The organism is Mesorhizobium sp. P160187, from assembly GCF_057766425.1.
The window spans coordinates 157,716-183,950 of sequence record NZ_JBYMDX010000002.1 but is presented as its reverse complement, the minus strand read 5'-3'; the positions used below and the strand labels follow the sequence as shown (position 1 = coordinate 183,950).

Here is a 26,235-nt window from a genome sequence, read left to right as displayed (position 1 = left end):
TCCTGTCCGGCGCTCCAACGCCGGATGATTCGAGGTTAATCACCCCGGAGACTACGCCGACTCCCAATTCCAACCACTCCCGCGACGGCAACAACGCCGGGCCACGATCGTCACCAGTCAGCTGCCCCAGATCATGTCCGCGGCTTTTGACCCAACCCTAACTGTTTAGTCCCAAGGTTTGATGGGTTGGATCGAGCCTGAATCGTTCGGGCTCTTTTGTCCAGATTTTGCAGATGTATTCAAAGGGCGTGAGGCCCTTGAGGGTCTTCAGTCGACGGCCGAAATTATAGGCTAAGACGAAATCGGCGAGATGCTGGCGCAGTTGGTCATGGCTCTCGTAGTAGAAGCGTTTGACGGTCGCATCCTTGATCGTGCGGTTCATGCGTTCGACCTGGCCGTTGGTCCATGGGTGCCTTGGCTTTGTCGTTCGGTGGTCGATATCGGCCTTGGCGCAAGTATGTTCGAAGGCGTGCGCCCATATGATTTCTCCCGCCGCCATGGCTTCCTTGATCAGCGGAACGGCCGAGCCGCCGGCACCTGGGGTCGTGAACTGAATGCCGTTGTCGGTAAGCACTGTGTGGATCTTGTAAGGGACAGCATCAAGAAGATGGCGCAGGAAATCGGCGGAGACCGCTGTCGTTGCCTTCTCGTGCAGCTCGACGAAAGCGAACTTCGAGGTCCGATCTATGGCCACGAACATATGCAGCTTGCCCTGCTCGGTTCGGACCTCGGCGACGTCGATATGGAAGTAGCCGATTGGATAGGCCTTGAACTTCTTCCTTGCCGGCTTGTCGCCCTCGACATCCGGCAACCTGCCTATCCCGTGACGCTGCAGGCAGCGATGCAAGGATGACCGCGACAGATGCGGGATCGTCGGTTGGAGAGCATAGAGGCAATCGTCCAGTGGCAGCAGCGTATAACGCCGAAAGGCGACGATGACCGCCTCTTCCTCAGTCGATAGCACTGTCGACTTCGGATCTCTGGGGCCAGTCGGAAGATCGGCGGCCGACGTCCGGTTCCTCCACTTCCTAACCGTCTTCTGATTGATGCCGTAGCGCTTCGCCAGCGCCCTCAGGCTCTCTTGACTATGCTGTATCGCTCGACGGATCGCCTCTGTCGTCGTGGCGCTCCCATGAAGAACCTGGCCCATAGCGCATCCTTTGATTCGGACGAAAAGTATGCGCCATCAAAGCCTGGGATCAAACACCTAACCATCATGGCTCTTCTACCACAGCAGCTTGGGCTGGTTGAGACCCGCTCCTGAAAGCCGATCCCGAGGGGTACCCTCATCTTTCACGCAGCTTCTCATCATGTTGTCAGTTCAACATTGAACCTCCTTATGCTTGCTGCAGCACACTATGCACGGGAACTAGTTTAGCGGTATCCTGCGGTGTCGGATGGGAGATAGCGGGTCATTGAAATGATCGATCGGACCATGATCGGCGAAATGGCTACTCCAGTGACGGAGCGCCGCCTCGTCGATAGTGACTCCTAGACCGGGACCCTCGGGGACAGGAATCACGTTGTTGATTTGACGGAATGGTCCGCCTTCGATGACATCCCCCACCTGCCAGCGGAACAGAGACTGGCTCGGCTCGCTGATCCACTGGGTTGCCGCTGAGACGTGCAGATATGCGGCCGTGCAGACTCCAGCGTCGCCCGAATAGCACCAGAAGCCGACCCCCATTGCCTCGCAGGCCCCGATAAAGCGGATTGCCCGGCCGATGCCGCCGAGCACCGCAAAATTGGTGACGATAAAATCTGGCGCGCCGAGTGCGACCGCACGGCGAATATCTGGAACATGCGTCGAAAAAGGAATGGCTGAATGCTGTCGAAGTGCCGCCATTTCCTCAAATGTAGCGACCGGATCTTCGTAGTTGCGGATGTTGAATGGTTCGAGTTCCCGGAGCACACGCCGCGCGGTCGTCAACGACCATTGCATGTTCGAGTCGAGACGCAACATGGCTTTCCAGCCGAGTTTCTCGCGGAGCGCCTTCACCGTCTCGATCTCAAGGTCCGGGTCGCCCAAGATGAGCTTGCCTTCAAAGAACGTGCTGCCATGCTCTTCTCTCATCCGCACGCAATAGTCGGCTACGGCTTCCGCGGTTTGCTCGCGGCCCGGTCGGAAGCCGAAATACTCGGTGAAGGGAATCTTGCTGCGCACCTTGCCGCCCAGAAGTTGGTAGAGCGGTTGATTCCATGCCTTGCCGCGGATATCCCAAAGCGCGATCTCAATCGCGCCGAACGCCTTCACCACCCGGGAATCATCCGTATTCTGAACAATCTGCCAGGGTGGAACGCAAACCCGCTCGCAGGCCGCGATGTCGAGCGGGTCAAGACCTGTCAGGGCCTCGCCCATGGCGGTAATCATCTCGACCACATCGGTGCTTGGCGCCTCGCCAAATCCGACAATGCCCTCGTCAGTAAAGACCTGGACGATCGTCTTGGAGGTGCCGGGATACAGACCGCCGGTCCACCACATTGGCGCTTCGAGCGGGATATTGACCGGGGTCGCCGTAATCGATCGGATCTGCATGTTCTGTTGCTCTGGAGTTGAGGAAGGTCAACGCGACGGCTTCCCTGTCGCCGGGCCTTGGGGCTGAGATAGTAAGCGCCGCTGCCAAGTTTGATGTTTCGACATCCTGATTTAGGCCCGCATTTTTGTACCGTCCGGGTCATACAGGGCTTGGGCCGTGACCTCGGCGTCGTAGAAATGACCGAGAAGTTCGACTTGTAGTTTCGTGCCGTCACCGGCGAGAGCCGCCGGCACGTAACCCATTGCGAGGCTCTTCCCGACGGTATGGCCGAAGCCACCGGAAGTGACGTAACCGACACATACGCCGTCGTGGAAAATCGGCTCGTCAGCGACGCAGTCAAGGTCTTCCGTCTTGACCACTAGCGTTACCAGCTTCTTGTTCGGTCCATGCTGGCGCTCAGCCTGCGCTGCCGCCTTGCCAACGAAGTCGGCCTGCTTATCAAATGCGACATAGGAGTCGAGGCCAGATTCCGCGGCGGTAAAATCGGGGCGAAAGTCCGTCGTCCAGACACCCCAGTTTTTTTCCAACCGCATGGACATCAATGCACGTCCGCCATAGGCGCGAAGCCCCAGATCCGCGCCCTCCCGCTCCAGAGCTTCGTACAAGGCGAGCTGAAAATGGGGCGCGCAGTAGATCTCATACCCGAGTTCGCCCGAGAAGGAGACGCGAGCGACCATGGCCGGGATATTCCCGACGACCATATTCCGGATATCGCGAAACTTCAGTGTTGTATTCGTGACATCGGCTCGGGTCAGCCGCGCCAAGAGCTCGCGGCTGCGCGGACCGGCAATTGCTATTCCGTGAAATTTGTCAGTTCGGTTCCGATACGCGACGCCGTCTGGCGGAACGTGCATCTCGAACCACCGTCGATGCACGTTCTGGGCTGCGCCGGATCCGAACAGGTAGAAGGTCTCGTTGTCGAGCCGGGCGACCGTCAGATCACCGTAAAGCTTGCCCTTCGGCGTCAGCATCGGCGTCAGCGCGATGCGGCCGTGCTGCGGCAAGCGGTTTGCCAGCATCCGGTCGAGGAAGGCTTCCGCCCCCGGTCCACTGATCTCATGCTTGGAATAGTTTGCGATTTCGATGAAGCCTACAGCTTCGCGAACTGCGCGAACCTCTTCCGCCACATGACTGAAGGCATTCGAGCGGCGGAAGGTCGGGGTCTCGACCGCTTCGACAGGTGATCGCGCGAACCAGAGTGCATGTTCGAGGCCGTAGGACGCGCCCATGACCGCTCCCTTGCCAACGAGCCGGTCATAAAGAGCGGTAGTCTTCTGCTTGCGTCCTGCCGGCAGAGTCTCGTTAGGATAGGTCAGGATGAACCGGCGCGAATAGTTTTCGGCCGACTTAATCGTGCCCCAGTCACGTGTCGCGAACTCGCCAAACCTCGCTATGTCCATCCCCCAAACATCAATCGACGGTTCGCCATGTACCATCCACTCTGCCATGCAGAGCCCGACACCGCCCCCTTGGCAGAACCCGGCCATGACGCCGACCGCCGTCCAGTAATTCCTGAGGCCTGGGACGGGACCTATGAGGGGGTTGCCGTCGGGACCAAAGGTGAAGGGCCCATTGATGACCTTTTTTACTCCGGCGCGGCCGAGCGCCGGCATGCGGTCAAACGCCATTTCCAAGCGTTCGGTGACTCGTCCCAGATCGTCCTGCAGCAGCTCATGCCCGAAATCGAGCGGTGTTCCAGCCACCGCCCAAGGTACGCAGTTCGACTCGTATGTCCCGAGCAAAAGCCCGTCATGCTCCTGCCGTGTGTAGGCATTACCTTCGTAGTCGACTGTGACGGCAACTTCCTTGCCGTGGTCGCGGACTTCGGGGATCGTTTCGGTGATCAGGTAATGGTGTTCCATGGGCTGCACGGGCAGATCAATGCCGGCGAGCCTCCCCACCTCGCGCGCCCAAAGGCCAGCCGCATTGACGACAATCTCGGCGTGGATCGTTCCGGTCGGGGTCACGACGTCCCAGCCTCCATCAGGCCGGGGATTTGTTTCGAGCACGGGCGTATTGCGATGAACTTTCGCGCCGTAATGGCGGGCGCCCTTGGCGTAGGCGTGCGTCACTCCTGACGGATCGACGTGTCCGTCCATCGGTTCGAACAGCGCCCCCAGATATTTGGAGGGATCGATCAGCGGGTTGAGGTCACGGGCGTGCTCAAGCGAGATAAAATCCGTCTCGAGGCCCATATAGCGGGCCTTGGCGCGCTCCTGTTTGAGATAGTCGAGCCGCTCGGGCGTGGATGCAAGGTAAATGCCGCCGGGCCGGTGGATGCCGCAGGACTGGCCGGTAAGCTCTTCGAGTTCCTTGTACAGGTTGATGGTGTAGCCCTGCAGCCGGGCGATATTCGGGTCGGAGTTGATGGTGTGGATGACCCCCGCGGCATGCCACGACGACCCCGAGGTGAGCTCGCTACGCTCCAGCAGCACGACATCGTGCCATCCCAGTTTCGCCAGATGATAAAGGATGGAGCAGCCGACGACTCCGCCGCCGATGACTACGACTTTTGCATGCAATTCCATGATGTCTTCCCTCAGTACCACTGGTCCGTTTGCTGGGACTTCTTCCGCGCGCAAAAATCGGCCAGCTCATTGTCGATGGCCGGATCAAGAGGGGGCGCCTCGTACTCTGCAAGCAGCTTCTTCCAGCGCGCGTTCGCGCGCACCAGGGCATCTTTTTCCCCCGCGTCGCGCCATTGTTCGAAGCTGTTGTTATCAGCAACTTCCGATTCCCAGAACGCCGTTCGGTAGTTCGCTATTGTGTGGCCGCATCCGAAGAAATGCTTCCCCGGCCCTACCTCGCGGAAAGCGTCGAGTGCCAGCTGATTGGGATTGACGGAGAGGCCTGCCATGTAGACATGCAGAGCACTGCAGAAGTCGGCATCCAGGATCAGCTTCTCGAAGCCCATAGTCAGCCCGCCTTCGAGCCAACCTGCCGAATGCAGGATGAAATTGGCGCCGCACTGGACCGCGGCCTGCATGGCGACCGCGCTTTCCACCATAGCTTGGGCGTCAGCCAACTTTGACGACGTGAACGCTCCCGAGCAACGCAGCGGCAGGCCCAGCCGCCGGGCGAGCTGGCCCACAACCAGCGATCCCAAAGCCGGTTCCGGCGTGCCGAAGGTTGGTGACCCAGTACGCAGGTCGGTCGATGACAGAAAGTTCCCGAAGATGGTGGGGGCACCAGGGCGCACGAGCTGGGTCAGGGCGCAGCCCACCATGGTCTCGGCAAGCGACTGGGCGATGGCGCCGGGCGTTGTGACCGGACCCATTGCGCCGCCCAGGATGAAAGGCACGATCACCGCCCCCTGGTTGGCACGGGCATAGACCTTGAGCGCGCCTGTCATGGTAGTGTCGAAAACAAGCGGAGAGTTGGCATTGATATTTGCAAGGATGACACAGTTCTGGTCGACGAACTCTCGGCCAAAGACGATGCGGGCCATCTCGATCGAGTCTTCGGCCCGTTCCACCGAAGTGACCGAGCCCATGAAAGGCTTGTCCGAATAGCGCAGATGGGCGGACACCATATCGAGGTGCCGCTTGTTCACCGGAATGTCGACTGGCTCGCATACCGTTCCGCCCGAATGGTGCAGCCAAGGGATGGAATAGGCGAGTTTGACGAAGTTTTGAAAATCGACGAGCGCACCGTATCGGCGTCCACCGTCCAGATCCCGCACGAAAGGTGACCCGTAGGCTGGCGCAAACACGACGTGCGGGCCGCCGATTCTCAGGGAACGCGCCGGGTTTCGGGCATGCTGCGTGAAAGTCGACGGTGCACTTTTCAGAATCGGGCCAAGCATCCCTCGTGGAAAGCGCACCAACTCGCCATCGACCTGGGCGCCTGCGGCCCGCCACAGGTCTAACGATTCCGGATCGTCGCGGAATTCAATGCCAATTTCTTCCAAAATCACTGCGGCGGCGTCTTCGATTGACAGCAGGCCTTCCTCGGAAAGCAAATCGTAGGGCCGAATGCGACGCTCGACGCCGGCGAGGACAGCCGCTGCCTCGTGCCCCCCGGCTGGAGTACGTCGGTTCGAGCGGCCTCGTGCTCGAGTTGTCGGCGCCTCTGGCTCGGACATGCTTTTACGTCTTCCCTTTTTCTTTTCCTTCTATAAGTTTGATTGGTAAAAACGTCTGGGTAAACCGCAATTATTCTGATGTTGGCATAAGTGGAAGTTATGCAATGCCTCGTTTAAGCATTCCGAGCCCCACCGGCCTGATCACCTTTGAGGCCGCGGGGCGGCATCTGAGTTTCACAAGGCGGCCGAAGAGCTTCGCGTCAGCCAAGCCGCTGTGAGCTCGGCCATTAAATACCTAGAGGGGGACCTTGGCCTTCACCTGTTCGTGCGGCAGCACAAACGGGTCGCTTTGACGGAAGCCGGCCAGCGCTTCTACAGCGATGTTGCGATGGGTCTCGGCCATATTGCCCGATCGGCCGAGGCTGTTAGGCGTACAACTGAGGACAAGCATGTTGTCTTGTCGTCTTCGACAGCGTTCGCCAGCCACTGGCTAATCCCGCGACTGCCCATTTTTCGGGCGCAGCATCCGGAAATCGAAATCCGCATCCAGACGGCGGATCGCGACACCGATTTGGGGCCGGACCCCTATCTAATAGGCATCCGTCGTGGGCTGGGCGATTGGCCAAACTACCGCGCGTTCCGTTTCGGCGGCGAGAACCTTATCCCGGTCTGCAGCCCCACCTACCTGACGCAATGCGGCCTGCCGCGTGATTTGCTAGATCTCACCAGGCGGACACTCATTCACTTGGATGAGCCTCACCGGCCGCGGCCGGCATGGAAGGAATGGTTTGCCCATTTTGGAGTTGAATTCGAAGACGGCGGTGAGGGCCTCCGTCTCAACGATTACAGCCTGGTGGTGCAAGCAGCCATCGCAGGGCAGGGAATTGCGTTGGGATGGACGCACATCATTGACTATCCGCTGAGCGAAGGATTGCTTGTCCCCGCGCTTGCCGCTAACTGGGAAACTGGGTATGCATTCTTCGTCGTCAGCAACCGTTCGGTCGACCTCGCTTCTGAGGCAAAGGCTGTGAAGGACTGGGTCCTGTGCGCGCGGGTGATCCCGTCTTCGCCGGAAAGCGCTCTTTATTCCACCAGGACGAACTAGTCTAGCCGCCTTGATGCACGGCGATGAGCTTTGGTGGCCTAAAGCGGCGATCTGGCCGCCGCTGCGGTGTTTTTGGCAAGCCTCGTCAGGCGCCGGCGGTGATCCGTCGTGATGGCGGGCGGGGTCTGCAGGTTTGCAGTCGGCGGGTTCGGTTCGGGGCGTCTGCGCCCCATCTTTATGTCGCGAGTTGGGGGGGTGCGATCGAGGACGATGCGCAGAATACGCTGATCGGGGCACAATGTCGGCAGGTGCAGGCGGATCTGGTTTCATCTCGACCACCCGCGCGGCGATTTTGATGAGGCGCAGTCGCAGCGTGTCGAATTGGGCGACGGCAAAGCTCGAGCGCCTCGGCACCGCGGCCCGCAAGCTCCGGTTGGCCGTCGGTCTGGTGCAGGATGTGCGGTCGGCGGAAAGATGCGTCTTCCACGACTTGATGTGGTTCTCGGCAGCGGCGCGCCGGCAGTAGGCATCCTCGTAGAGCGCCTTGGCCTAGGTGACGACGAAGCGGGTATCGGCACCTTGGGCGCCGACCTCGACCCGCGCGATAGTGCGCTCGACGCGGCTCCAACTGGCGGCGCTGTGAATGAACTCCTTGAAGCGGTGGCCCTTTTCGTTTTCGCCGACGCCTCAAAACGCACCAGCGTGCCGGCTTCCAGATCCGAGACAGCTTGCGCCGCGGCGTGGTGAGCGCCAGGCCGAGGATGAAGTCGACACTGTTGGCGCGGCACCAGTCGATGACCGGTGGACTACAATAATGTCCGTCGGCCCAGATCAGGATCCGGGTGTTCGGCCAATTGCTCCGATCGCCCGCACGAGGCGGCGCAGGTGGGAGCGGATCTCAGCCCCGCTCGGCCGCTTGGGCGGCCGAAGAACCGAACCGACGAACCGGCCAGAGAATGGCGTCCTGATCGTCGACGAGACAGGATTTGTGAATAAGGGCGATCGCTCCGCAGGCCTCGCGCGTACTCGGGAACGGCGAGACGGATTGAGAACAGCCAGATCGGCGTGTTCTTGGCTTACGCGAGCCGCTACGGCCAAGCGCTGGTTGATCGTCGCCTTTACCTGCCGGAGAGCTGGACAAAGGATCGGGCGCGATGTGCCAAGGCGTCGATCTGGAGACGGTCGAATTTGCGACCAAGCCAAAGATGGCGCGCGCCATGGTCGTGGCGGCGCTCGATGCCGGCGTCCCGTGCGCTTACGTTCTGGGCGACGCTGTCTACGGGGCGGACAGCAGCCTTCGCCGGATGCTGGAAGCTCGCGAGCAGCCCTATGTTTTGGCGGTTCGAGGCGCTCACTTCATGCGCCGTGGAGGGGATCGTCGGTTTGAGGGAACCTCGCCCGAGGAACTGGCCAGCGAGCTCGCGCCAGAGGACTGGGTCTGTCATACGGCAGGTGAAGGTGCCAAAGGGCCTCGGCGCTACAACTGGGCACACATCCGCCGCCCTTGGACCTCAAAAGGCGGCTTTGAGCATTGGTCCGCCGCAAGCGATCGACATCCGGAGAAAAAGCCTACTACATGGTCTTCGCTCCGCCCGGTTCCTCCTTGGCCGAATTGGCGGCAGTGGCCGGCCTACGCTGGGCGGTCGAGGAGTGTTTTGAGCACGCCAAGGATGATTTCGGACTTGATCATTGCGAGGCTCGGTCCTGGGCACGGATGGCATCGCCATATAAGCTCGTCCCGAGCGTCCCCGAGATCCACTATCTCCTCGCCCCAATCCAGCCCGTCATCATCGCCTGGCCGTTATGGCGACGACGACATCAGGCTGCGCCACCATCTGTCACTACAAACGGCATGGGCATCCGCAACAGTAGTACTAGAGCACGTCCTGTGATCGATGAATCGATTGTGATGTGACGGGTGCGTTTTGTGCTGATTCAACATCCACCTCCATTGAGGCGGACGATGGGAAGAACATTGAGCCGGGATTTTCGGTCGCGAGTCTTGAAGGCTTCGGACGAGGGCATATCGGGGCGGCAAGCGGCGCGGTTAGGCGTGGGAGTGTCCAGCGCGATCCGCTGGATTGCGCGGGCGAAGATCGGCGAACTGGCGCCACGCCCGCAGGGCCGCCGCCGCGCCTCCAGCCCCGATGCGCATGAAGCCTTCATCGTCGGGCTGATCGAGGAGCGCAAGGACATCACGCTTAACGAGCGGCTCAGCGCCGAGCATTCGGTGCGGATCAGCCGCAGCGCCTTGAGCGCTGGCTTCGCGGCCACGGCTGGACATTCAAAAAAAGTGTGCGCACGCACTAGAGCAGGACGCCCCGACGTCCTGAAGCGGCTCCGGGACTGGTTCGACGGCCAGCCCGATCTCGATCCGGCGAAGCTCGTGTTCATCGACGAGAGTGTGCTGCAGAGTAGCAGAAGGAGTTCAACATGAACTGAGACCGAAGCGTAAAGCTGTGTGAATGATGGGGGACGGCCCTCCGGGAACGGCTTTCAGGAGCAGGTCTCAAACAGTCCAAGCTGCTGCGGTAAAGAGCCGTGGTGGTGAGCGTTGGATGAAAAGTTTGGACGAGATCCGAGCAGGTGGCTGTCCGAAAGACGAACGAAAGTGAACCCTTCGAAGACGCCTCGTTATGAACGTAAGTGTCGCCGAAACCAGGACCGTCTCGTCATCCTGGAACAAGCCCGCCGGGGCCTGATGACAGGGCGGGCGGCGACCGGCGTTGAGGGGGCGAGAGTCGGCCACAGGCTTTCACGCGGAAATGCAGGAACCAGGCTCCTGATGCAAAGGGAGAAGCTCAAGCGGGCCAAATCGCAAGGCGAGAGTACCGATGCAGGAGACTGGGGCGGACCGGCCCGTATGAGCGTTGAAGGCGCTGTAATGGGCCGGAGCAAAGGGGTCGTATCAGGTGGTCGTATTGTGGAACAACTGGAAAGAGAGGATGACTTCGGAGAATACGACAGACAAGCCGTTTCGAATTGCGAAACGACAAGTGTACAAAGCTTACAAAGCGGTCAAAAGCCAACTAAGCAGACGAAAGTGAATCATAAAACAAAGCCAAATGCGACTTTTGCAGCAGCCTGTTAAAGCTCACACCTAAGTCGAGCGGCGGCCCCTGAGATGCGAGGGGATGAGGTCGCCGGAATCGAGCGCTGCCTGACGGCCCTTGGCACTGGCGACCATGCCCTCGGCCATTTCCGCGCCGATTGTCGCCGCAAGCGTCTGGCGTGCCGAACCCTCGAGCAGCGCTACCTCCTCGCGGTTGGCCTTTTGCAGTTCCTTACGGAAATCGTTGACAGTAGGTTCGGCGAAACCAGCGTCGATGAGCGCCTGGAGGGCGGTCGCAGGCGTCGTGAAGGCGAAGCCCGGTTGCGATCTCGAGAGCCATGCGTGCACGACGCGGCTCTCGGCGGCGCCCTCGGACCAGAGCCAATCCGCGCCAATGAACCAGCCGCCGGGCTTCAACACGCGCAGGATCTCTGCATAGATTGCTGGTTTGTCAGCCATGTGCACCATCGAGTCTTTGGAGAAGACCAGGTCGAAGCTGGCATCCGCAAACGGGAGCTTTCCCGGTGTGACCAGTTGGAAGATGACGCGTCCGGCGAGCCCCTTCTTCGCTGCCAGGTCGCGAGCTGATGTGATCAGTTGCGGCTCGACATCGATGCCGATGACCGAGGCCGCGGCGTGGTTGGTCGCCAACAGCACGTCAATGCCGCCTAGGCCGGAACCGATGTCCAGCACGCGGTCGCCAGAAATGTCGATGCCCTCCAGCATCTGGGAGACCCTTATCAGTCCGCCCGGCGAAAGCATGCCTTCGCCCCAAATGAGTTCTAGGGCATCAGTCCACTGCTTAGGATACTGCATAGATTGCCTCTCCAGGAAGGCAAGAATTGGGTGATTTGTCTCGCCAGGCAGCATTCCGCGCAGCCGCCCAATAGTGTCTCGCTCGCTGGGGACGCGGGCAGCCAGGTCAGAGCTGCGCCGACGCGTCCATACTCCAGGTGACACGTCACAGATCAGGGCATCGCTCAGGGCCCGTGTCGGGCCCAAGACGCCTCGGCCCAAGCGGGTTCTCCGACCGGGGACTTGAAAAACGGCAGCTGGATGTCGCTCAGCGGCACGTCGAGCGGAAATACGTACTTGCGTTTCGGTGCGATTTCTATCACGAATTCTTTATTCGCTGCATGCGGCGCGAAACGACGCTTGCCTTCAGCCTGTACAGCAGTCATTAGAATTCTCTTTCGTAAGCGATGGCAGTTTTACTTGACGTCTACGTCGCTGGAGACTGCTATCCTGTTCGACGAAAAACATGGTAGTGGGCCACCTTGCTGGAATTATGCGCAGATCTGGCTATCTGAGCCCACGGCGCGGTGAAGGTGGCCTGTCACTGACCATCGTTCACCTGATCCGCCACTCAACTTGAGTTCGCGTAAATAGAGAGATCGCAAAGCCATCGACGTTTTGCGAGTCACTGGCTTCTCTTCGCGGTCGGGGCCGGCCCCCCCATGACCTGCCTCGGTTCGAGGCGAATTATAGGCCGTTTCTTCGGTAAACCGAGACATGACGTTTGGACTTTTCGGTGAACGCGCCTCCTGCCCAATCTTCCCAGCGCTCGGATAGCTTGAGCCCTACGCATTCGGCCATAGTGTCCAATTCCTGATGATAGACGTAACGCACGCGATGTGGCAAACGTTTGACGGACGTACCAGAAAACCAGAGAAGTGTTGAGGTCAAGTTTTGCTTCATTGGATCATGGACATCCGCGATGAGGATTGTGTTCTCGTCATCCAAGAGGAGTGTACTGACTTTCTGGCCATTGACTATACCATCCAGCTCCGGCACAACGATTTCGATCATCAGGACCCCTTCACTGGATAACGCATCTGCGGCAGATCGGAGACAACATAGTTGACCTTCGCGCGTGTCAACAAGTGTAAAAGTGTTATATATGCAGAACACCAATCCGTAGCGTTTCTCTACCTGAAACTCAGAAATATTTCCTTTCCAAGCGTTGACCAAATCGGTGCTCTCAGAGAGAAGTTTCAACATGCTATCCGAGTTATCGATCCCGTCAACCTTAACGCCAAGCTTACTCAACGGAACTGCTACACGTCCGTCACCAATGCCAAGTTCAAGAGCATTGCTTTCGCCCGCGTATCGATGAAGGAAAGTAACAGTCTCGTCCACTTCAGCGGTCCTCCCCCGTATACCGGTATATTTCTTGTAGACCGGAGCCCATTCTTCGCCCCACATTACCTCACCAGACATTGTCGGATCTCCTATCTTGCTAGTATTTCGACTATTAGCGAGTTAACAATTCGTCATGGTCTTGGCTGCCGCGGCATGCATTCATGGAATGCACGCCACTCTAGAGCCGGATCCTATCTCTGCTGACTGTGCGTCATCGATGATCACTCGACAAGCTCAGTGGGGGCATGTACGCCGAATTAGCACTAAACGAGCCGATGCAGGACCTCCGCTGGTGCGATAGATGTCGCAGGTCAACTTGCAAGTGCTATGCCAAAAAAAAGCATGTTTCAGTTCAATGTTTTTGGATTTACTGTCCGACCTACGTGTATTTGCTGCGACACAGTTTCGTCAGGTTATGACAATGATGGACAGAATTGAGTGCGAAAGGCACCACGAGCGCAAAGAGGATTCCGGCGCGCCGGCGATGTCTCTTGCCGCTCGTGGTGTTGCTGATGCGGCTGCGTCGCTGACGGTCGGAGCTGTCCGGGCGGCCGGGCGGGGCAAGCCGACAGTAGTGTCGTAGCAGCGGGAATGATCATAGTAAGCGAATGCAACCCGCCGCTACGCAAACCGACAGGCTCATCCTGACATAGCAGTCTGTTGAAAAAGCCACCCGCCGCCGAGCGATGAGCGTGATTCATTGGCTCCGAAGGGATTCGGAGGTGAAGGGTGCCAAGGCGACGACGATCGAACTGGCGAGCTGTTCAGCTACGTGGACCTTGAGGCGCGGGTGCGACGAGATCATCCGTTGCGAGAGCCATTAGTGCGATCGAACGACGCGCTGTCGGCGCTGGACGGGAGTTGGCGGCGCTGTATTCGCCGAGCGGGCGGCCTTCGATCCCGCCGGAAAAGCTGCTGCGAGCAATGCTGCTGCAGGCGTTCTAATCGATCCGACCGGAGCGGCTTTTGATGGAGCGGCTGGAATACGACGTTTTGTTCCGCTGGTTTGTCGGTATCGGCGTCGATGACGCTTCGGTGTTCTCAAAGAACCGCGACCGGTTGCTGGAAGGTGACATCGTGGCTAAGGTCTTAGTCGCGGTGCTGGGGACAGCCCAAGGTAAAAAAGCTTCTGTCTACGGACAACTTCTCGGTCGATGGCACACTGATCGAGGCGGGGCGTCGATGAAGAGCGTTAAACCGAAGGACGGCTCGGGCGAGCCGCCGGCTGAAGGCGGCGGGCGAAACGCGGAAGCGGACTTCCATGGCCAACAGCGCTCGAACGACACACATGCCTAAACTAGAGCACGTCCGGTTTAATCCGGTTCATAGCCTGCGGCCTTGAAGTAGTTTGCGCATCCTGTGGGCGTAAAGGTCGACGAGCGCGCCGACGATGTCCCATAGGACCGGGATTGTCCGCTCGGCCCTCGCCCGCAGGAGCGCCTTGAGCTATGCGAAGCGTTTTCGATGGGGTTGAAGTCGGGACTGTAGGGCGGGAGGAACATCAGCCTTGCACCGGCGGCTTCGATCGCCTCGCGCACGCCCCCGGACTTGTGCACCGGCAAATTGTCCATGACGACGACGTCGCCTGGCGCCAGGGTTGGCGCCAGCACCCGCTTGACATAGGCGAGGAACACGACCCCGTTGATGGCGCCGTCGTAGACGAAGGGCGCGATCATTCCGGTGAGCCCGAGCAAGCCGGTGAGGGTCGTGGTCTTCCAGTGGCGTGTGGCACGCCTGCCCGGCAGCGTTCGCCGCGCGGCGCTCTTCCGCGCAGGCTAGCCATCTGGTCGACAGCCCGGCCTCATCGATGAAGACGAGCTTTGCCGGATCGAGGTCGAGCTGGCCGTCGAACCAGGCACGCCGGCGCTTCAGGATGTCGGGACGATTTGCTCCAGTGCGTGTGCGGACTTTTTTAAACGTCCAGCCGTGTCCCCGCAGAGGCCGATGAGCATGGACCGCTCGGCCAAGAGCTGCTCCACCTCGTTCAGCGTGATGTCCTTGCGCTCTTAGATCATCCCGACGATGAAGTCGGCATCGGCGTCGAGACGCGAGCCGCGCCGTCGTCCCTCCGGTCGCGGCGTCGTCTCGCCCTCCGGCCTCTGCCTATCCAGCGGATCGCGCTCGATATCCCTACACCCAACCGAGCCGCCGCCTGGCGGGCCGATGCTCCTTCACCCGCCTTCACGACACGTGACCGCAGATCCTCACCAAGTGCTCTCGCCATCGTCCAAAGTGGGCGTTCGATCAGTCAAACCGATTCGCGTCACATCACAATCGATTCATCGATCCCCGGACGTGCTCTAGCGACCCGGATGCCCGGTTTGTCGGAAGGGCGAAGGCAAGTTAAACCAAGTTTGCTTCATGGGTCATGGCTTGATGGAGAACCGCCATGGCTGTCTGGTCGACGCCTGCCTGAGACTGGATGACGGGCATGCCGAACGGGGTAGCCGCACCGCACATGATCGTGTTGTCGGCGCCGAGCGTGATCGCCTGTGGCCGGTCGGCGCGAGGCAACGACGCGGAAGACTTCGTCAATGAGCTGCGCTCGATGAGGGTGACGCCGCACGTGGCGCAGAACATGAGCGGCCGCAGTTCCGCCATCGGCGGGCGCACCACCCGGCATAGGGGCTATGTTGTCAGCCAGCGCATCAGGAAGCGCATCGAAGAGGCATTCGGTTGGATCAAGGTCGTGGCGGGCCAGCACAAGACCAGGTTCCGCTGCTGCGTCCGTGTCGGATGGGCCTTCACCTTCGCAGCCGCTGCCTACAATCTGGTGCGACTGCCAAAGCTCACGGTGGTGCCGACATAACTGCGCCCGCAGGCTGCCAGTTGATCAGCCGCGGGTGCATCGTCGAAGCCGATCTGTGGGATCGCAGCTATCTTAACCTCGGCGGCCTCACCATGATCACCATCGGCGGCGACAACAATGGCAAGATCGCCTTTGGCGCCCTGCAGGCCGGCCTAAATCTCAGCTACAGCCCTTCGATGTTCACTTCACATGGGCCGGATGTGACCAGATGGACGAAGTCACGGGCGACTGCCACCCCGAACTGCTCGACGACGGCTCGATCGAGATCGAGGCCGAGTGACGGTTGAGTGCTCAGCCATTCTAGCATGCATGAGCCGCCTGGCCTCCTGACGTGACGGGTCGTGGTCGAATAGCTCAGCCATTCGGCTTCGCCCTCACAGATCCGGGCGGGCGGATTTCCCGCACCAAATGTGTTCGATGCGTAATGTGGCTTCGGTAGAGATGTGGCGCCGGCCGCCGCGAGCCAGAAGCGGCAGGCCGGTGGGATACCGAGCGGTTCCTAAAAATAGGTGATCGGATTTTCCAGCTCGCTGGCGGATCCGAGGCATGTTCGAGGCCTTATCTGTATTTTCATAGAACGAGGGCCCCGCTTTAAACCCGAATATGATCTTTTGCACCGAATAAATTCGGGCTATTCAATATATAAGCGATCATATCTATCACCGTCATCCCGGCACTTTGTAGCATAGTCGGGAAAATTCCTCCCGTTCCCAAACCCGGAAGATAATTACACTCGAGAAAGTACACCTCGGACTCATCGTTAACTCTAAAGTCAAATCGCGCTATATTATATAGGTCAACAGCACCCGCGATCTTATTGGTAATATCCTTTACCTTAACTGAGATCGGGTCACTGTCGTCCACAACCCTCAGACCATAAAGGTCGCTGCAATTTTTTTCTTTGCTGCCAAAGAAGCGCCTTTGTGTCTGAATTTCGACGACTGGCAGTAGCATTATGCCGGACGCATTCACTATACATCCACAAGAATACTCGTAACCAGGAATGTACTCCTGCAGCAACGCAGCTCTGTCGTATCTAAGTATTTCGCTAATAATCTCCAACATGTCGTCCTGACGCGCGACCGGATCATCAAAAACCTCTGTAAGTATTGATGAGCCGAGTGAATTCGGCTTCACCACGACAGGACCTTGCATTGAGTTCGCAATCGGAATTTCGTGTTCTACAGTTTTGGGCTTTATTAACCTTGTCTTTGGAATTCTCACGATGTCAGGGGGAAGCTGAGAGGAGACAAATAGGGACATTGCATGCTTATTCATCGTCAGCGATGCAACGTGTGGGTCGCCGAATGTACCCTTCAATCCTAAAAGCGCCGCAAGCCACTGAATCCCTCCGTCTTCGCCGAACTGACCATGCAGCAAATTCACCAGATACTCTTTGCACGGGTCAACCGAACCAATAGTGCTTAGGAGTGGACCGCCGAGCGCGGCCACGTTACTTTCTATATATGCGTCGATATTTTGCGCCTCAGAAACACCAGTTAACGGTATCGTCCTGATAAGGCCGTTTTCCCTATTAAGGTGATAAATATTTTTTACGCCAAACGGTCTTCTGTTAACTGGAAGTTCTAAGTATGAAGAAATGATATTTCTTAAGGATGAGACCGACGAATCGTACTCGGTCGAGATGCCGCCAAATATGAAGGAAACTTGTAGGCCCATTTTAGCGTCTCCTTGCTGCTGGTGGGATCGCTCCTGCACGAGCGATTACGTCAACGCAGGCAGATGAGCTCGATCATGCTCCCACGTTGGGTTAGTGTTCTGCTTAAGAATAAGTGCCTTGAAAGGGTCGGCGTCATCTCCCTTCCAAACACCCGACGAACATTTGCTACCCGGGCAAAATGTCCGCAACAACCTGCATTCTTGCCATGATGTTCTCTCCTACTATCCGGCAGCCCATAGACTACGCCGCTTGCGTCACGCGGCATGATCCTCATCACTCGCTGGTGCAGACGCTCTGCTAAGAGCACTGCATTTGTTGTGCCAACGAGAACATTGGGAAATGGCACGATTGCTTCCGACACACTCCTGGCTCGGAGCTGACATTGTCGCATTTCGGACAGACGGGTCAGCGACCGCAAGCACGCGAGAGTTACCTCTCGCCCATTGGCAGAGGATGGGTGCGATCGGCATCGCCTGGTTGTCCGGTGCCGGAATTCTTCCCATCGACATGGCCCACCGCGGAATGGTACGTGTGTCCATCTGGTCTGGCCCGGTCTGGGCCGCGGCAGACACCGTTTCCGTGCTAAACTGCGTTCATGGAGATCGACACCGACAAGATCGATGATGCTGCTCTGGGCTTGCTTTGGCTAACCCTGCATGACGCGCGCTTGGAAGGGTCTGGATTGGATGCGCTTGATCGCTTGTACCAGAAGGGGCTGATCGCGAATCCTGCAAACAGCCGGAGCCGCGCGATCAGCGCATCCAAGTGCGAGTTCACGGCCTGCGCACGGGCTGCGAGTGCTAGCGCCTCACTGGGGCGGCACGCTCGGCCAGGATCATCGCGTGCGCGCTGGCAAGGTCGTCGGGAAGCTGATCGGCCGCATCGGTCATGGCGCGACGGAATCATATTCTATCCGGCCCGCCATGCGGGCACGCCGATGAGGCCCGTGAGGGTCTTCCGCGAGCGATCGGCGAATGTATTTTCCCAACCTCACATCGCCGACGAAGTCCCACCAGATCCCTTGCCTCTTGCGTGCAAGCTCTTTGTTTGCCCGGGACGCGGAGAGTGCACCCCAATATACCGGCGCGAGCTCAGCGTTGACCCCAATCTTCTGTAGCGCCGCCGCTAGCTGAGAGGCATTGTCTGCTTCGTGCCAGTCCGTCGAATCGAGAATAATGACCTTCTCGCCGGCATATCTGAATATCAAAAGGACGCAGTTGTGACTCAGTCTATAGCCTGCGATCTTGAAGAAGTGATCTCTTAGAGCTTTGTTATTTGCCCGTCCGATTGATCCGCCTGCCCTTGCTAGCGGTTTCATGAGCAATGTTTCCGGCGCGATCGACCAACGGGCTGCTGAGTCCCGAACGGTATACCGGCGCGCCGAACCCTTGAATGGCGCCGTGCGGCAATTGAAAGCCTCCCATCGGCTGCAAACCGTAAGCATCCGGTAGGGCCTCCGCCGGTCTCCGCCGGCCTACCGGATGCTTACCAAAAGCGGCCTCTTCCTCGACAGACAGAACGGTCGAACTCGGCTCCCTGGCGCCGGTGGGCAGATCGGCGGGTCGAACTCCGCTTCTTCCATTTCGCGGCCGTCTTAGGGTTGATGCCGTAGCGCTTCGAAAGCGTTCTCATGCTCGCTTGACTATCTTGTATTGCTCGACGGACCGCCTCTGTCGTCGTGGCGCTCCCATGCAGAAGCTGGCCTTTAGCGCATGCTTTGATTTGGACGACGATGATGAACCATCAAAGCCCGAGATCAAACATCTGGCGCAGATACGCTGATGTGGGTTCTAGGCTTTCGTCAGAAGGCCCGTTTGGCGGTGCGGTAGTTAGAGTCCGCAGGTCATATGATCGAAAGTTCCCTTGCTACCTCCGCAAAAGCTTCAACCGCCCGGTCAATGTCGGCGGTGGAATGCGCCGCCGACATCTGCGTGCGGATGCGCGCCTGGCCTTTCGGCACCACCGGGAAGGAAAAGCCGATGACATAGATGCCGCGCTTCAGCATGCGCGCCGCCATTTCCTGCGCCAGGCTGGCATCGCCCAGCATCACCGGGATGATCGGGTGATCGGCGCCGGCCAACGTGAAGCCGAGCTTGCCCATCTCGGACCGGAAGCGCGCCGCATTGGCATAGAGGCGCTCGCGTAGCGCATCGCCATTTCGGATCAGCTCGAACACCTTGATCGAGGCGCCGGCGATCGCCGGCATCAGCGTGTTGGAGAAGAGATAGGGCCGCGAGCGCTGGCGCAGCCAGTCGACCACCTGGCTTTTGCCCGAGGTGTAGCCGCCCGACGCGCCGCCCAGCGCCTTGCCGAGCGTGCCGGTGATGACGTCCACCCTGCCCTCGACGCCGCAATGCTCGGCCGAGCCGCGGCCGTTTTTGCCGACGAAGCCGACGGCATGGCTGTCGTCGACCATCACCATGGCGTCGTATTTGTCGGCGAGGTCGCAGACGCCTTTCAGATTGGCGATGATGCCGTCCATGGAGAACACGCCGTCGGTGGCGATCAGCCGGAAGCGGCAGTCTTTCGCCTCCTTCAGCCGGGCTTCGAGATCGGCCATGTCGTTGTTGGCGTAGCGGAAACGCTTGGCCTTCGACAGCCGCACACCGTCGATAATCGAGGCATGGTTCAGCGCATCGGAAATGATCGCATCCTCCTCGCCGAGCAGTGTTTCGAACAGGCCGCCATTGGCGTCGAAGCAGGAGCCGTAAAGGATGGTATCATCCATGCCGAGGAAAGATGAAATCGTTGATTCAAGCTGCTTGTGCTCTTCCTGCGTGCCGCAGATGAAACGCACCGAAGCCATGCCGTAACCGTAGCGGTCCAGCGCGCCTTTGGCTGCGTTACGCAGTTCGGCGCTGTCGGCGAGGCCGAGATAGTTGTTGGCGCAGAAGTTCAGCACCTTGTCGCCGCCGACCTCGATCTCAGCCGACTGCGTCGAGGTGATCACCCGCTCGGATTTGTAGAGCCCGGCGGATTTCAGGCCGGCGAGTTGGTTCGAGAGATGAGAAATGAAGGCGTCGGTCATTGGCAAACTCACGGCAGCACAGACTCCACACGCTTGGGAGCACCTCTCGACCATATATTGCGGTACTATGCGTACTTTACCACCGTCGACCATGCCGGATCGGCATGCTTGTCCCAATAGAAGTTCGTCAGCTGGCGGGTCAGAGCACCAACCTTGCCGTCACCTACAATAGTGTCGTCAATTTTGGACACTGGCATGATCCCGCCCGCTGTGGACGTGATAAAAACCTCATCGGCACCCTTCAGCTCGTCACGATCAATGTCGCCGGCGATGACGGAGAGGCCCAATTCCTCGCATAGATCAAATACGGTCTGTCGGGTAATGCCGGGAAGGACGCCATAAGCCGGTGTCTTCAAGCGACCGTTTTTAACGGTGAAAACGTTGAATCCAGGCCCTTCGGCAATGTTGTCGTTGATGTCGACGATCAATGCAGTTTCGGCACCGTAGTCATACGCATCGAACAGGCCCTTCACCAGATCGAGCCAGTGATAGTTCTTGATCGTCGGATCGATCGACTTGGGCGGGATCCGGACGGTGTTGCTGATGGCGACACGCAGGCCGCGCTCAAGCTGCTCCTTGTTGGCGACCGAGCCGAAAGGCACCGCAAATGCCATGAACCTATTCTCCGCCTCGCGTGGGTCACGGCTAAAGGTGGGCGAGCCACCTCGCGTGCAGATCATTTCGACGTAGGCCGACCTGTGCCCGGATAGCGCCACGCAATTGGACAGAATCATTTCGATCTCGGTGCGGTTGAAGGAAAGCTTCATGCGGAGCTTTTGCATCCCTCGGAAGAACCGGTCTAGGTGCAAGTCCAGCCTGAAGAACCTCCCCTCCCACACATGAACGGTATCGTAAGTGGCATCGGAATGCAGAAAGCCCCAGTCCAGGACAGACACCTTGGCTTCGGACATCGGCAGGTACTGACCATCCATGAAGGCTACGCCATGAGGATAATGCCGTGGATCCCGGTGCCGTTGCTCTATTGCTGGGAGAGCCGTTGCATGTTCGGTTGCAGCAAGTGTCATCTCTGAGTCTCCAAATCTCGCAATCCAGGCGCTCCACGTCCCGGCAGTTCGAATGTGGCGCACCTCAGACTGCCAGCACGCCGCGCGTGAAAGATGTCATTAGCGCGATGTATTGCCGCCTGAACGAGGGTACAGGCCATTTGGTGGCGGTCAGCCGGTCACCCGGCGATCCAACTAAATGGCAGAGTTCGGTGCGCTGATTGCGATCAAAGTGGCGCTCCGGCCGCAATGCGCGCTTCAAAAACGCGAGGGGAGTGGCGGAAACGTTCAGCCAAAAAAACGGCTACACAAGCACCCGGGGCTCAAACTTCACTCGGTCCAACACAATCATGCTCTTGAACTTACGTACGTTCGGATTTGTGTAGAGTTTGGTCTTTACAAAGACGTCAAAGGCCTCGACGTCCTCCACTGCTACAATAAGAACGAAGTCGGCATCGCCCGTGATCATATAGCATTGAGTGACTTCTTTTGCCGCCCTCATCGCTCGCTTGAAGTCATCGACAAGATCTAAACGCTCGCGATCGAGCTCCACCGCTACGACCACGGCCAGCGACTTCCCGAGCGCCTTCGGGTCGACCAGGGAGATATCAGCGGTGACAACGCCCTCGGTACGTAACTTATTGACACGGCGCATGCATGAAGCGGCGGACGAACCAACGAGATCCGCGAGTTCGGAGAATGACAGCCTGTTGTTCTTTTGAAGGGCGCCAAGTATCCGCCGGTCGAGATCATCTATCATACCTGCACCTATGCGAAACCATCGTCGTATTAGCAATCTGGAACGTTCATTGCAAGAATATCCGCTCGATGAAACGCTAACCCATTCAACAGGCGCTATTATCGCAATCGCCACGGAAACGAGACTGTTTCATTTCACACAAATGCGGGTTTTGCCCGAACTCTTCCAAACGCTCTCGGCAAATTCTGCCCATGAAGTCAGCCGCATGGCCCTACGACGGCTACCAGACATCGATGAATGGACTCAGCCTGCACTCAGTCGAGAAGGTTTATCATCTAGCCGACGTTACAGCCTGGCGTCGGCATCTTCATCTGCATCCCGATCTCGACTTTGCTGTGCATTTGACTGCCCGGTTCGTTGCGGACAAGCTTCAGCACGTCCGGCTAAATCCGGTTCATAGCCTTTGCGCATTCTGTTAGCCTAAAAAGGTCGGCGAGCGCGCCGACGGTGTCCCATAGGGCCGCGATTGTCCGCTCGGCCCTCGCCGGCAGGAGCGCCTTGAGCTTTGCGAACGCGTTTTCGATGGGGTTGAAGTCGGGACTGTAGGGCGGGAGGAACATCAGCCTTGCACCGGCGGCTTCGATCGCCTCGCGCATGCCCCCGGACTTGTGCGCCGGCAAATTGTCCATGGCGACGACGTCGCCTGGCGCCAGGGTTGGCGCTAGCACCTGCTTGACATAGGCGGGGAACACGACCCCGTTGATGGCGCCGTCGTAGACGAAGGGCCCGGTCATTCCGGTCAGCCTGAGCGCGCCGGTGAAGGTCGTGGTCTTCCAGTGATGGGGTGGACGCTCCTGACGGCATCAATGTGCCATGGTGTTAACGTTGAGAACCACCGGAGGATGGCGTCCATGTCACAAGTTACCACCATTGGCCTGGATTTGGCCAAGAACATCTTCCAGGCCCATGGCGCAGATGCCGCCGGCACGTCGTGTTCCGTAGGAAGGTGCGGCGCGAGCAGGTGCCGGCCTGTTTCGCCGCGCAGCCGCCATGCCTTGTGGCTATGGAGGCCTGCCCCGTCGCGCACTACTGGGGTCGCGAGATCGCCGTGTTTCGCTGGGCCAAACGCAAAGGCGTGCAATCCGGCTCGTGGCTTCATAGAATGCTGGCGCGCAAGCCATGGATGCTAGTGTTTGTGGCGCTGGCCAACAAGACCGCGCGCATCGCATGGGCTCTGATGACGAAGGGGGGTCTACCGAGCTTCGACCGTCGCCGCCTGAGTGCGGGAAGCGGTCGAGGCTGTCGGGAGGGCGTGAGAAGGTCGAAGGACAGGTATGGCGCAAAGTCGGAGAGGCGGGATCAGGAGAACCAGGCGCATGGGGAGCGCTTTGAGCGCGCGTTCCAGTGATGTGAGGTAGTGTGCTGAGAGTTCTGCAAATTCGCTGAGAGGGGGCGGTCATGGCAGGCTGGTGATTGTTCACGTCACCTGATTCCCGCGAAGGAACGCCACCATGACCAAGACTGAAGTTAAGACCGCCAGCGCTGCCGTCAAAGACATTTTGCTTTCGAACCCGGATGGATTGCACGAAGTGCTCCGTGCGGTGATGCAGGAGGTGCTTGAGGCCGAGATGGACGAGGCGCTGGGTGCCTCGAAGAGCGAGCGCACGCCCGAACGGCTTGGCTATCGCTCGGGCTATTACGGCCGCACCCTTGTGACGCGGGTCGGCAAGCTCGAGCTGCGGGTTCCGCAGGACCGGGCCGGGCGCTTCTCCACCGAGCTGTTCGAGCGCTACCAGCGTTCCGAGCGGGCCTTGGTGGCGACACTGGCGGAGATGTATGTGCAGGGCGTGTCGACCCGCAAGGTGAAGGCGATCACGGAAGAACTGTGCGGCCATGCCTTCTCGGCCTCGTCGATCTCGGCCATCAACAAGCGGCTGGACGAGAGCCTCGCTGCCTTTGCCAGGCGCCCCCTTCAAGAGCCGTTTCCTTACCTCATCCTCGATGCGCGCTACGAGAAGGTGCGTGAAGCCGGTGTTGTCATGAGCCAGGCGGTGCTGATCGCGGTCGGTATCGACTGGGACGGAAGGCGCCAGATCCTGGCCGTGGAGATGGCCAATCGCGAGAGCCGCTCGGCCTGGAGGGACTTCCTCGTCGGCCTCAAGGCGCGCGGCCTCAAGGGCGTCGAGTTGGTTGTGTCCGACGATCACGCCGGCCTGGTGGCAGCGATCGGCGAGGTGATCCCCGAAGCCGCCTGGCAACGCTGCTACGTGCACTTCCTCAGGAACGCGCTCGATCATCTGCCGAGGAAGCACGGCGACGACTGCCTGCAGGAATTGCGCTGGCTCTACGACCGGCGCGATCTCGCAGAGGCCAGGGCTGATCTTGCCGCATGGCTTGCCAAATGGTCGGCACGCTATCCGCGCATGACAGGCTGGGCCGAGGATGCCATCGAACAAACCCTGACCTTCTTCAGGCTGCCGAGACAGCACCACAAGCATCTCAAATCCACCAACATGCTGGAGCGGCTCAACGAGGAAATCCGCCGGCGCACCTATGTCGTGCGCATCTTCCCCAATACCGAAAGCTGCCTGCGCCTGGTCAGGGCCTTGGCCGTCGAGACCAATGAAAACTGGATGGAGGCCAACCGATACATCAACATGGACGACCTGCGCGAGCACAAGAAGCTCGCTCTGCGCCAAGCCGCATGACCAGCATCATGGCTGCCCATTTTGCAGAACTTGACGCACACAACCTGATGTGAACCTGATCCTCGAACTCCCATACGGGCGCGCGGCCATGAGAAGGCCGCGATGAGAGCCCGAACACTCGGCAGCACCGAACACGCGCAGCAGCTTGCACCAAAGATTCTTCTTGCACTCGTCGGGGCGTCCAGACATGCGATTGCCGACGAAGTCGAACTGGCAGGAACAGTCCTCGCGTTGGCCCCTACCCTGCACGATTTCGCCGAGACCCAACTGGAGACGACCGCGGGGAAAATCGCGCAACCCTTCGGGAGCGACATTGCCCAACCGCTAGCAGAAGGCGTACGCTAATGGCGGTGCTTGGCCCGAATAGGGACGAAGAACGCACGCTGTAACGGGCCCGATGCCTCGGCGGTTGCCCAAGCGCTTCCACCAGCATCGCGCGGGCGCGGCTGCGTCCGATCTTGCTGATCAGGCCATGATGTGCGGCGCGGCGTCGTTCAATCCCGATACAATCAGGTCGCGCTCTGGTCCGCAACCCCTGTCGGGCCCCCAGAAACCCGTCAGAATTTGTCCCTATACTCCACTCCTTCAAGTGGACCCATATTTATATTTGCGATGCATCTCAGCGCGCGCCTAGCGCTCCCGTATGTCCTCGCATTTGAGCTGCATGTCCCGAAACAGCGCTTTTGCTACAGAGATCTAACTAGAGGTGGATCTTTTTCCGGGTCCTCCTCCGAACTGCAGAGCATCCCTGGGCTCTTCAAGACTCGCCGGCAACACATCAGCCAGGTGGCTGGCCAGCTCGCTTCGGCGCTCCGCGACGCAGCCATCCTATGACAGTCGTTCCGCATCCCAGATATCTGACCGGCAAAGGGCTTATACGCTGCGGGGTTGTCGGGTGTTTCGGGAGTTCATTCAACCGGCGCACAGCAGGCAACAGCGCCGAGCGTACGATCGCCGGGATCATGTCGTTGCCTTCCATGATGAGAACCGCCAGAGCACGGGCATTGTTCGGTCCCTGTGCAGCGATGATCCCGATCTCGGCCAGATGGCTGCGCAGCGCATTGAGCAGTTTCGTACGCTGTGCCACCAAAGGTTCGCGCACCTTATGGTGCATGAGCGCAGCCTGGTTCTCGACCGATCGAACCGGTACAAAGCGCATGGAGGGCCGCGTCATCGCCTCGCAGATGGCAGCTGCATCAGCGGCGTCGTTCTTCTGACGACGCATATAGGCCTTCACATACGCTGGCGGCATCAGCCGCACGTCATGGCCGAACTTTGCCAGTTCGCGAGCCCAATGATGGGCCGAGCCGCATGCTTCCATTCCGATCAGGCATGACGGCAGACGTTCGAAGAATGCCAGCACATCTTTGCACCTAAGCGCTCGGTTCGTGACGACCCGGCCGGCAGCGTCGACTGCGTGGATCTGGAAGACGTGCTTGGCCAGATCGAGGCCGATCGTGGCTAAAGTTTGAGATCGGTGTTAGTCTTTTCCATGGACGGTGCTC

Annotated in this window: 18 protein-coding genes and 12 pseudogenes; 13 read left to right on the top strand and 17 right to left on the bottom strand. The window is 59.1% G+C overall.

Going from position 1 to position 26,235, the window contains the following annotated elements:
- Positions 1-157 precede the first annotated feature (157 nt).
- The 4 genes from AC3CCE_RS02095 to AC3CCE_RS02080 all read right to left on the bottom strand — a co-directional run bounded on the left by AC3CCE_RS02095 (position 158) and on the right by AC3CCE_RS02080 (position 6,621).
- Complete coding sequence (locus AC3CCE_RS02095) at positions 158-1,150, bottom strand: IS481 family transposase (RefSeq protein ID WP_023697158.1); 993 nt, start codon at positions 1,148-1,150, stop codon at positions 158-160.
- Between the two features lie 219 nt (positions 1,151-1,369).
- On the bottom strand, positions 1,370-2,536 hold the full coding sequence (locus tag AC3CCE_RS02090) for a mandelate racemase/muconate lactonizing enzyme family protein (protein ID WP_352448060.1): 1,167 nt from the start codon (positions 2,534-2,536) through the stop codon (positions 1,370-1,372).
- A gap of 111 nt (positions 2,537-2,647) precedes the next feature.
- The gene (locus AC3CCE_RS02085) at positions 2,648-5,065 is read right to left on the bottom strand and encodes a GcvT family protein (RefSeq protein ID WP_352448061.1); all 2,418 of its coding nucleotides are present in this window, start codon (positions 5,063-5,065) and stop codon (positions 2,648-2,650) included.
- 11 nt (positions 5,066-5,076) lie between these two features.
- Positions 5,077-6,621: a trimethylamine methyltransferase family protein gene (locus AC3CCE_RS02080; protein WP_352627369.1), complete on the bottom strand. Its 1,545-nt coding sequence runs from the start codon at positions 6,619-6,621 to the stop codon at positions 5,077-5,079.
- Between the two features lie 181 nt (positions 6,622-6,802).
- On the opposite strand from AC3CCE_RS02080, the pseudogene AC3CCE_RS02075 reads away from it, so the two are divergent.
- Both AC3CCE_RS02075 and AC3CCE_RS02070 read left to right on the top strand, forming a co-directional pair.
- Positions 6,803-6,916 (top strand): annotated as a pseudogene (locus tag AC3CCE_RS02075) (LysR family transcriptional regulator); the annotation flags it as partial.
- A 33-nt stretch (positions 6,917-6,949) separates the two neighbouring features.
- Positions 6,950-7,666, top strand: a complete 717-nt coding sequence (locus tag AC3CCE_RS02070) for a LysR substrate-binding domain-containing protein (RefSeq protein ID WP_352627379.1) — start codon at positions 6,950-6,952, stop codon at positions 7,664-7,666.
- A gap of 191 nt (positions 7,667-7,857) precedes the next feature.
- On the opposite strand, the pseudogene AC3CCE_RS02065 reads toward AC3CCE_RS02070, so the two are convergent.
- A pseudogene (locus tag AC3CCE_RS02065) lies at positions 7,858-8,557 on the bottom strand (transposase); the annotation flags it as partial.
- A 1-nt stretch (position 8,558) separates the two neighbouring features.
- Here AC3CCE_RS02065 and AC3CCE_RS02060 point away from each other — a divergent pair.
- The 3 genes and pseudogenes from AC3CCE_RS02060 to AC3CCE_RS02050 form a co-directional block, all read left to right on the top strand.
- Positions 8,559-9,354 (top strand): annotated as a pseudogene (locus AC3CCE_RS02060) (IS701 family transposase); the annotation flags it as partial.
- Between the two features lie 215 nt (positions 9,355-9,569).
- Positions 9,570-10,022 (top strand): annotated as a pseudogene (locus tag AC3CCE_RS02055) (transposase); the annotation flags it as partial.
- A 369-nt stretch (positions 10,023-10,391) separates the two neighbouring features.
- A complete protein-coding gene (locus AC3CCE_RS02050; RefSeq protein ID WP_352448064.1) occupies positions 10,392-10,697 on the top strand; it encodes a hypothetical protein in 306 nt (101 codons plus the stop codon).
- 9 nt (positions 10,698-10,706) lie between these two features.
- Here AC3CCE_RS02050 and AC3CCE_RS02045 read toward each other — a convergent pair whose 3' ends face one another.
- From AC3CCE_RS02045 to AC3CCE_RS02035, 3 genes are all read right to left on the bottom strand, one after another.
- On the bottom strand, positions 10,707-11,420 hold the full coding sequence (locus AC3CCE_RS02045; protein WP_352627371.1) for a class I SAM-dependent methyltransferase: 714 nt from the start codon (positions 11,418-11,420) through the stop codon (positions 10,707-10,709).
- A 218-nt stretch (positions 11,421-11,638) separates the two neighbouring features.
- The gene (locus AC3CCE_RS02040; protein WP_352448105.1) at positions 11,639-11,839 is read right to left on the bottom strand and encodes a hypothetical protein; all 201 of its coding nucleotides are present in this window, start codon (positions 11,837-11,839) and stop codon (positions 11,639-11,641) included.
- A 301-nt stretch (positions 11,840-12,140) separates the two neighbouring features.
- Positions 12,141-12,878, bottom strand: coding sequence for a methyltransferase domain-containing protein (locus AC3CCE_RS02035; protein ID WP_352627373.1), 738 nt, complete (start codon positions 12,876-12,878; stop codon positions 12,141-12,143).
- A 223-nt stretch (positions 12,879-13,101) separates the two neighbouring features.
- Here AC3CCE_RS02035 and AC3CCE_RS02030 point away from each other — a divergent pair, with 223 nt between their 5' ends.
- Both AC3CCE_RS02030 and AC3CCE_RS02025 read left to right on the top strand, forming a co-directional pair.
- On the top strand, positions 13,102-13,383 hold the full coding sequence (locus AC3CCE_RS02030) for a hypothetical protein (protein WP_352448103.1): 282 nt from the start codon (positions 13,102-13,104) through the stop codon (positions 13,381-13,383).
- 117 nt (positions 13,384-13,500) lie between these two features.
- Positions 13,501-14,093, top strand: a pseudogene (locus tag AC3CCE_RS02025) (transposase); the annotation flags it as partial.
- Between the two features lie 20 nt (positions 14,094-14,113).
- On the opposite strand, the pseudogene AC3CCE_RS02020 reads toward AC3CCE_RS02025, so the two are convergent.
- Positions 14,114-15,024: pseudogene (locus AC3CCE_RS02020) on the bottom strand (IS630 family transposase).
- A gap of 78 nt (positions 15,025-15,102) precedes the next feature.
- Between AC3CCE_RS02020 and AC3CCE_RS02015 the strand changes: the two are divergent.
- Together AC3CCE_RS02015 and AC3CCE_RS02010 are read left to right on the top strand one after the other, a co-directional pair.
- Positions 15,103-15,609: pseudogene (locus AC3CCE_RS02015) on the top strand (transposase); the annotation flags it as partial.
- Positions 15,610-15,629: 20 nt separating this feature from the next.
- Positions 15,630-15,896 (top strand): hypothetical protein, encoded by a 267-nt coding sequence (locus AC3CCE_RS02010; RefSeq protein WP_352627375.1) that lies wholly within the window; start codon positions 15,630-15,632, stop codon positions 15,894-15,896.
- A 304-nt stretch (positions 15,897-16,200) separates the two neighbouring features.
- Here AC3CCE_RS02010 and AC3CCE_RS02005 read toward each other — a convergent pair whose 3' ends face one another.
- Positions 16,201-17,289: a D-alanine--D-alanine ligase family protein gene (locus tag AC3CCE_RS02005; protein ID WP_352627377.1), complete on the bottom strand. Its 1,089-nt coding sequence runs from the start codon at positions 17,287-17,289 to the stop codon at positions 16,201-16,203.
- A 596-nt stretch (positions 17,290-17,885) separates the two neighbouring features.
- Here AC3CCE_RS02005 and AC3CCE_RS02000 point away from each other — a divergent pair.
- Positions 17,886-18,044, top strand: a pseudogene (locus tag AC3CCE_RS02000) (DUF6429 family protein); the annotation flags it as partial.
- A gap of 132 nt (positions 18,045-18,176) precedes the next feature.
- Here AC3CCE_RS02000 and AC3CCE_RS01995 read toward each other — a convergent pair.
- The 6 genes and pseudogenes from AC3CCE_RS01995 to AC3CCE_RS01970 form a co-directional block, all read right to left on the bottom strand.
- The gene (locus AC3CCE_RS01995) at positions 18,177-18,608 is read right to left on the bottom strand and encodes a hypothetical protein (protein WP_488377095.1); all 432 of its coding nucleotides are present in this window, start codon (positions 18,606-18,608) and stop codon (positions 18,177-18,179) included.
- A 163-nt stretch (positions 18,609-18,771) separates the two neighbouring features.
- Positions 18,772-19,012 (bottom strand): annotated as a pseudogene (locus AC3CCE_RS01990) (IS481 family transposase); the annotation flags it as partial.
- Between the two features lie 121 nt (positions 19,013-19,133).
- Positions 19,134-20,318, bottom strand: coding sequence for a glycine C-acetyltransferase (locus AC3CCE_RS01985; protein ID WP_488376800.1), 1,185 nt, complete (start codon positions 20,316-20,318; stop codon positions 19,134-19,136).
- Positions 20,319-20,383: 65 nt separating this feature from the next.
- The gene (locus AC3CCE_RS01980; RefSeq protein WP_488376801.1) at positions 20,384-21,343 is read right to left on the bottom strand and encodes an aminotransferase class IV; all 960 of its coding nucleotides are present in this window, start codon (positions 21,341-21,343) and stop codon (positions 20,384-20,386) included.
- 283 nt (positions 21,344-21,626) lie between these two features.
- On the bottom strand, positions 21,627-22,082 hold the full coding sequence (locus AC3CCE_RS01975) for an Lrp/AsnC family transcriptional regulator (protein ID WP_352627489.1): 456 nt from the start codon (positions 22,080-22,082) through the stop codon (positions 21,627-21,629).
- A gap of 383 nt (positions 22,083-22,465) precedes the next feature.
- Positions 22,466-22,885 (bottom strand): annotated as a pseudogene (locus tag AC3CCE_RS01970) (transposase); the annotation flags it as partial.
- Between the two features lie 48 nt (positions 22,886-22,933).
- On the opposite strand from AC3CCE_RS01970, the pseudogene AC3CCE_RS01965 reads away from it, so the two are divergent.
- From AC3CCE_RS01965 to AC3CCE_RS01955, 3 genes and pseudogenes are all read left to right on the top strand, one after another.
- Positions 22,934-23,127 (top strand): annotated as a pseudogene (locus AC3CCE_RS01965) (IS110 family transposase); the annotation flags it as partial.
- A gap of 406 nt (positions 23,128-23,533) precedes the next feature.
- Positions 23,534-24,730 carry an IS256 family transposase gene (locus AC3CCE_RS01960; RefSeq protein ID WP_488376802.1) on the top strand — a complete coding sequence of 399 codons (1,197 nt, stop codon included), beginning with the start codon at positions 23,534-23,536 and terminating at the stop codon, positions 24,728-24,730.
- A 102-nt stretch (positions 24,731-24,832) separates the two neighbouring features.
- On the top strand, positions 24,833-25,075 hold the full coding sequence (locus AC3CCE_RS01955; RefSeq protein ID WP_352627391.1) for a hypothetical protein: 243 nt from the start codon (positions 24,833-24,835) through the stop codon (positions 25,073-25,075).
- Between the two features lie 559 nt (positions 25,076-25,634).
- Here the strand turns inward: AC3CCE_RS01955 and AC3CCE_RS01950 are convergent.
- Positions 25,635-26,186: pseudogene (locus AC3CCE_RS01950) on the bottom strand (IS110 family RNA-guided transposase); the annotation flags it as partial.
- Positions 26,187-26,235 lie beyond the last annotated feature (49 nt).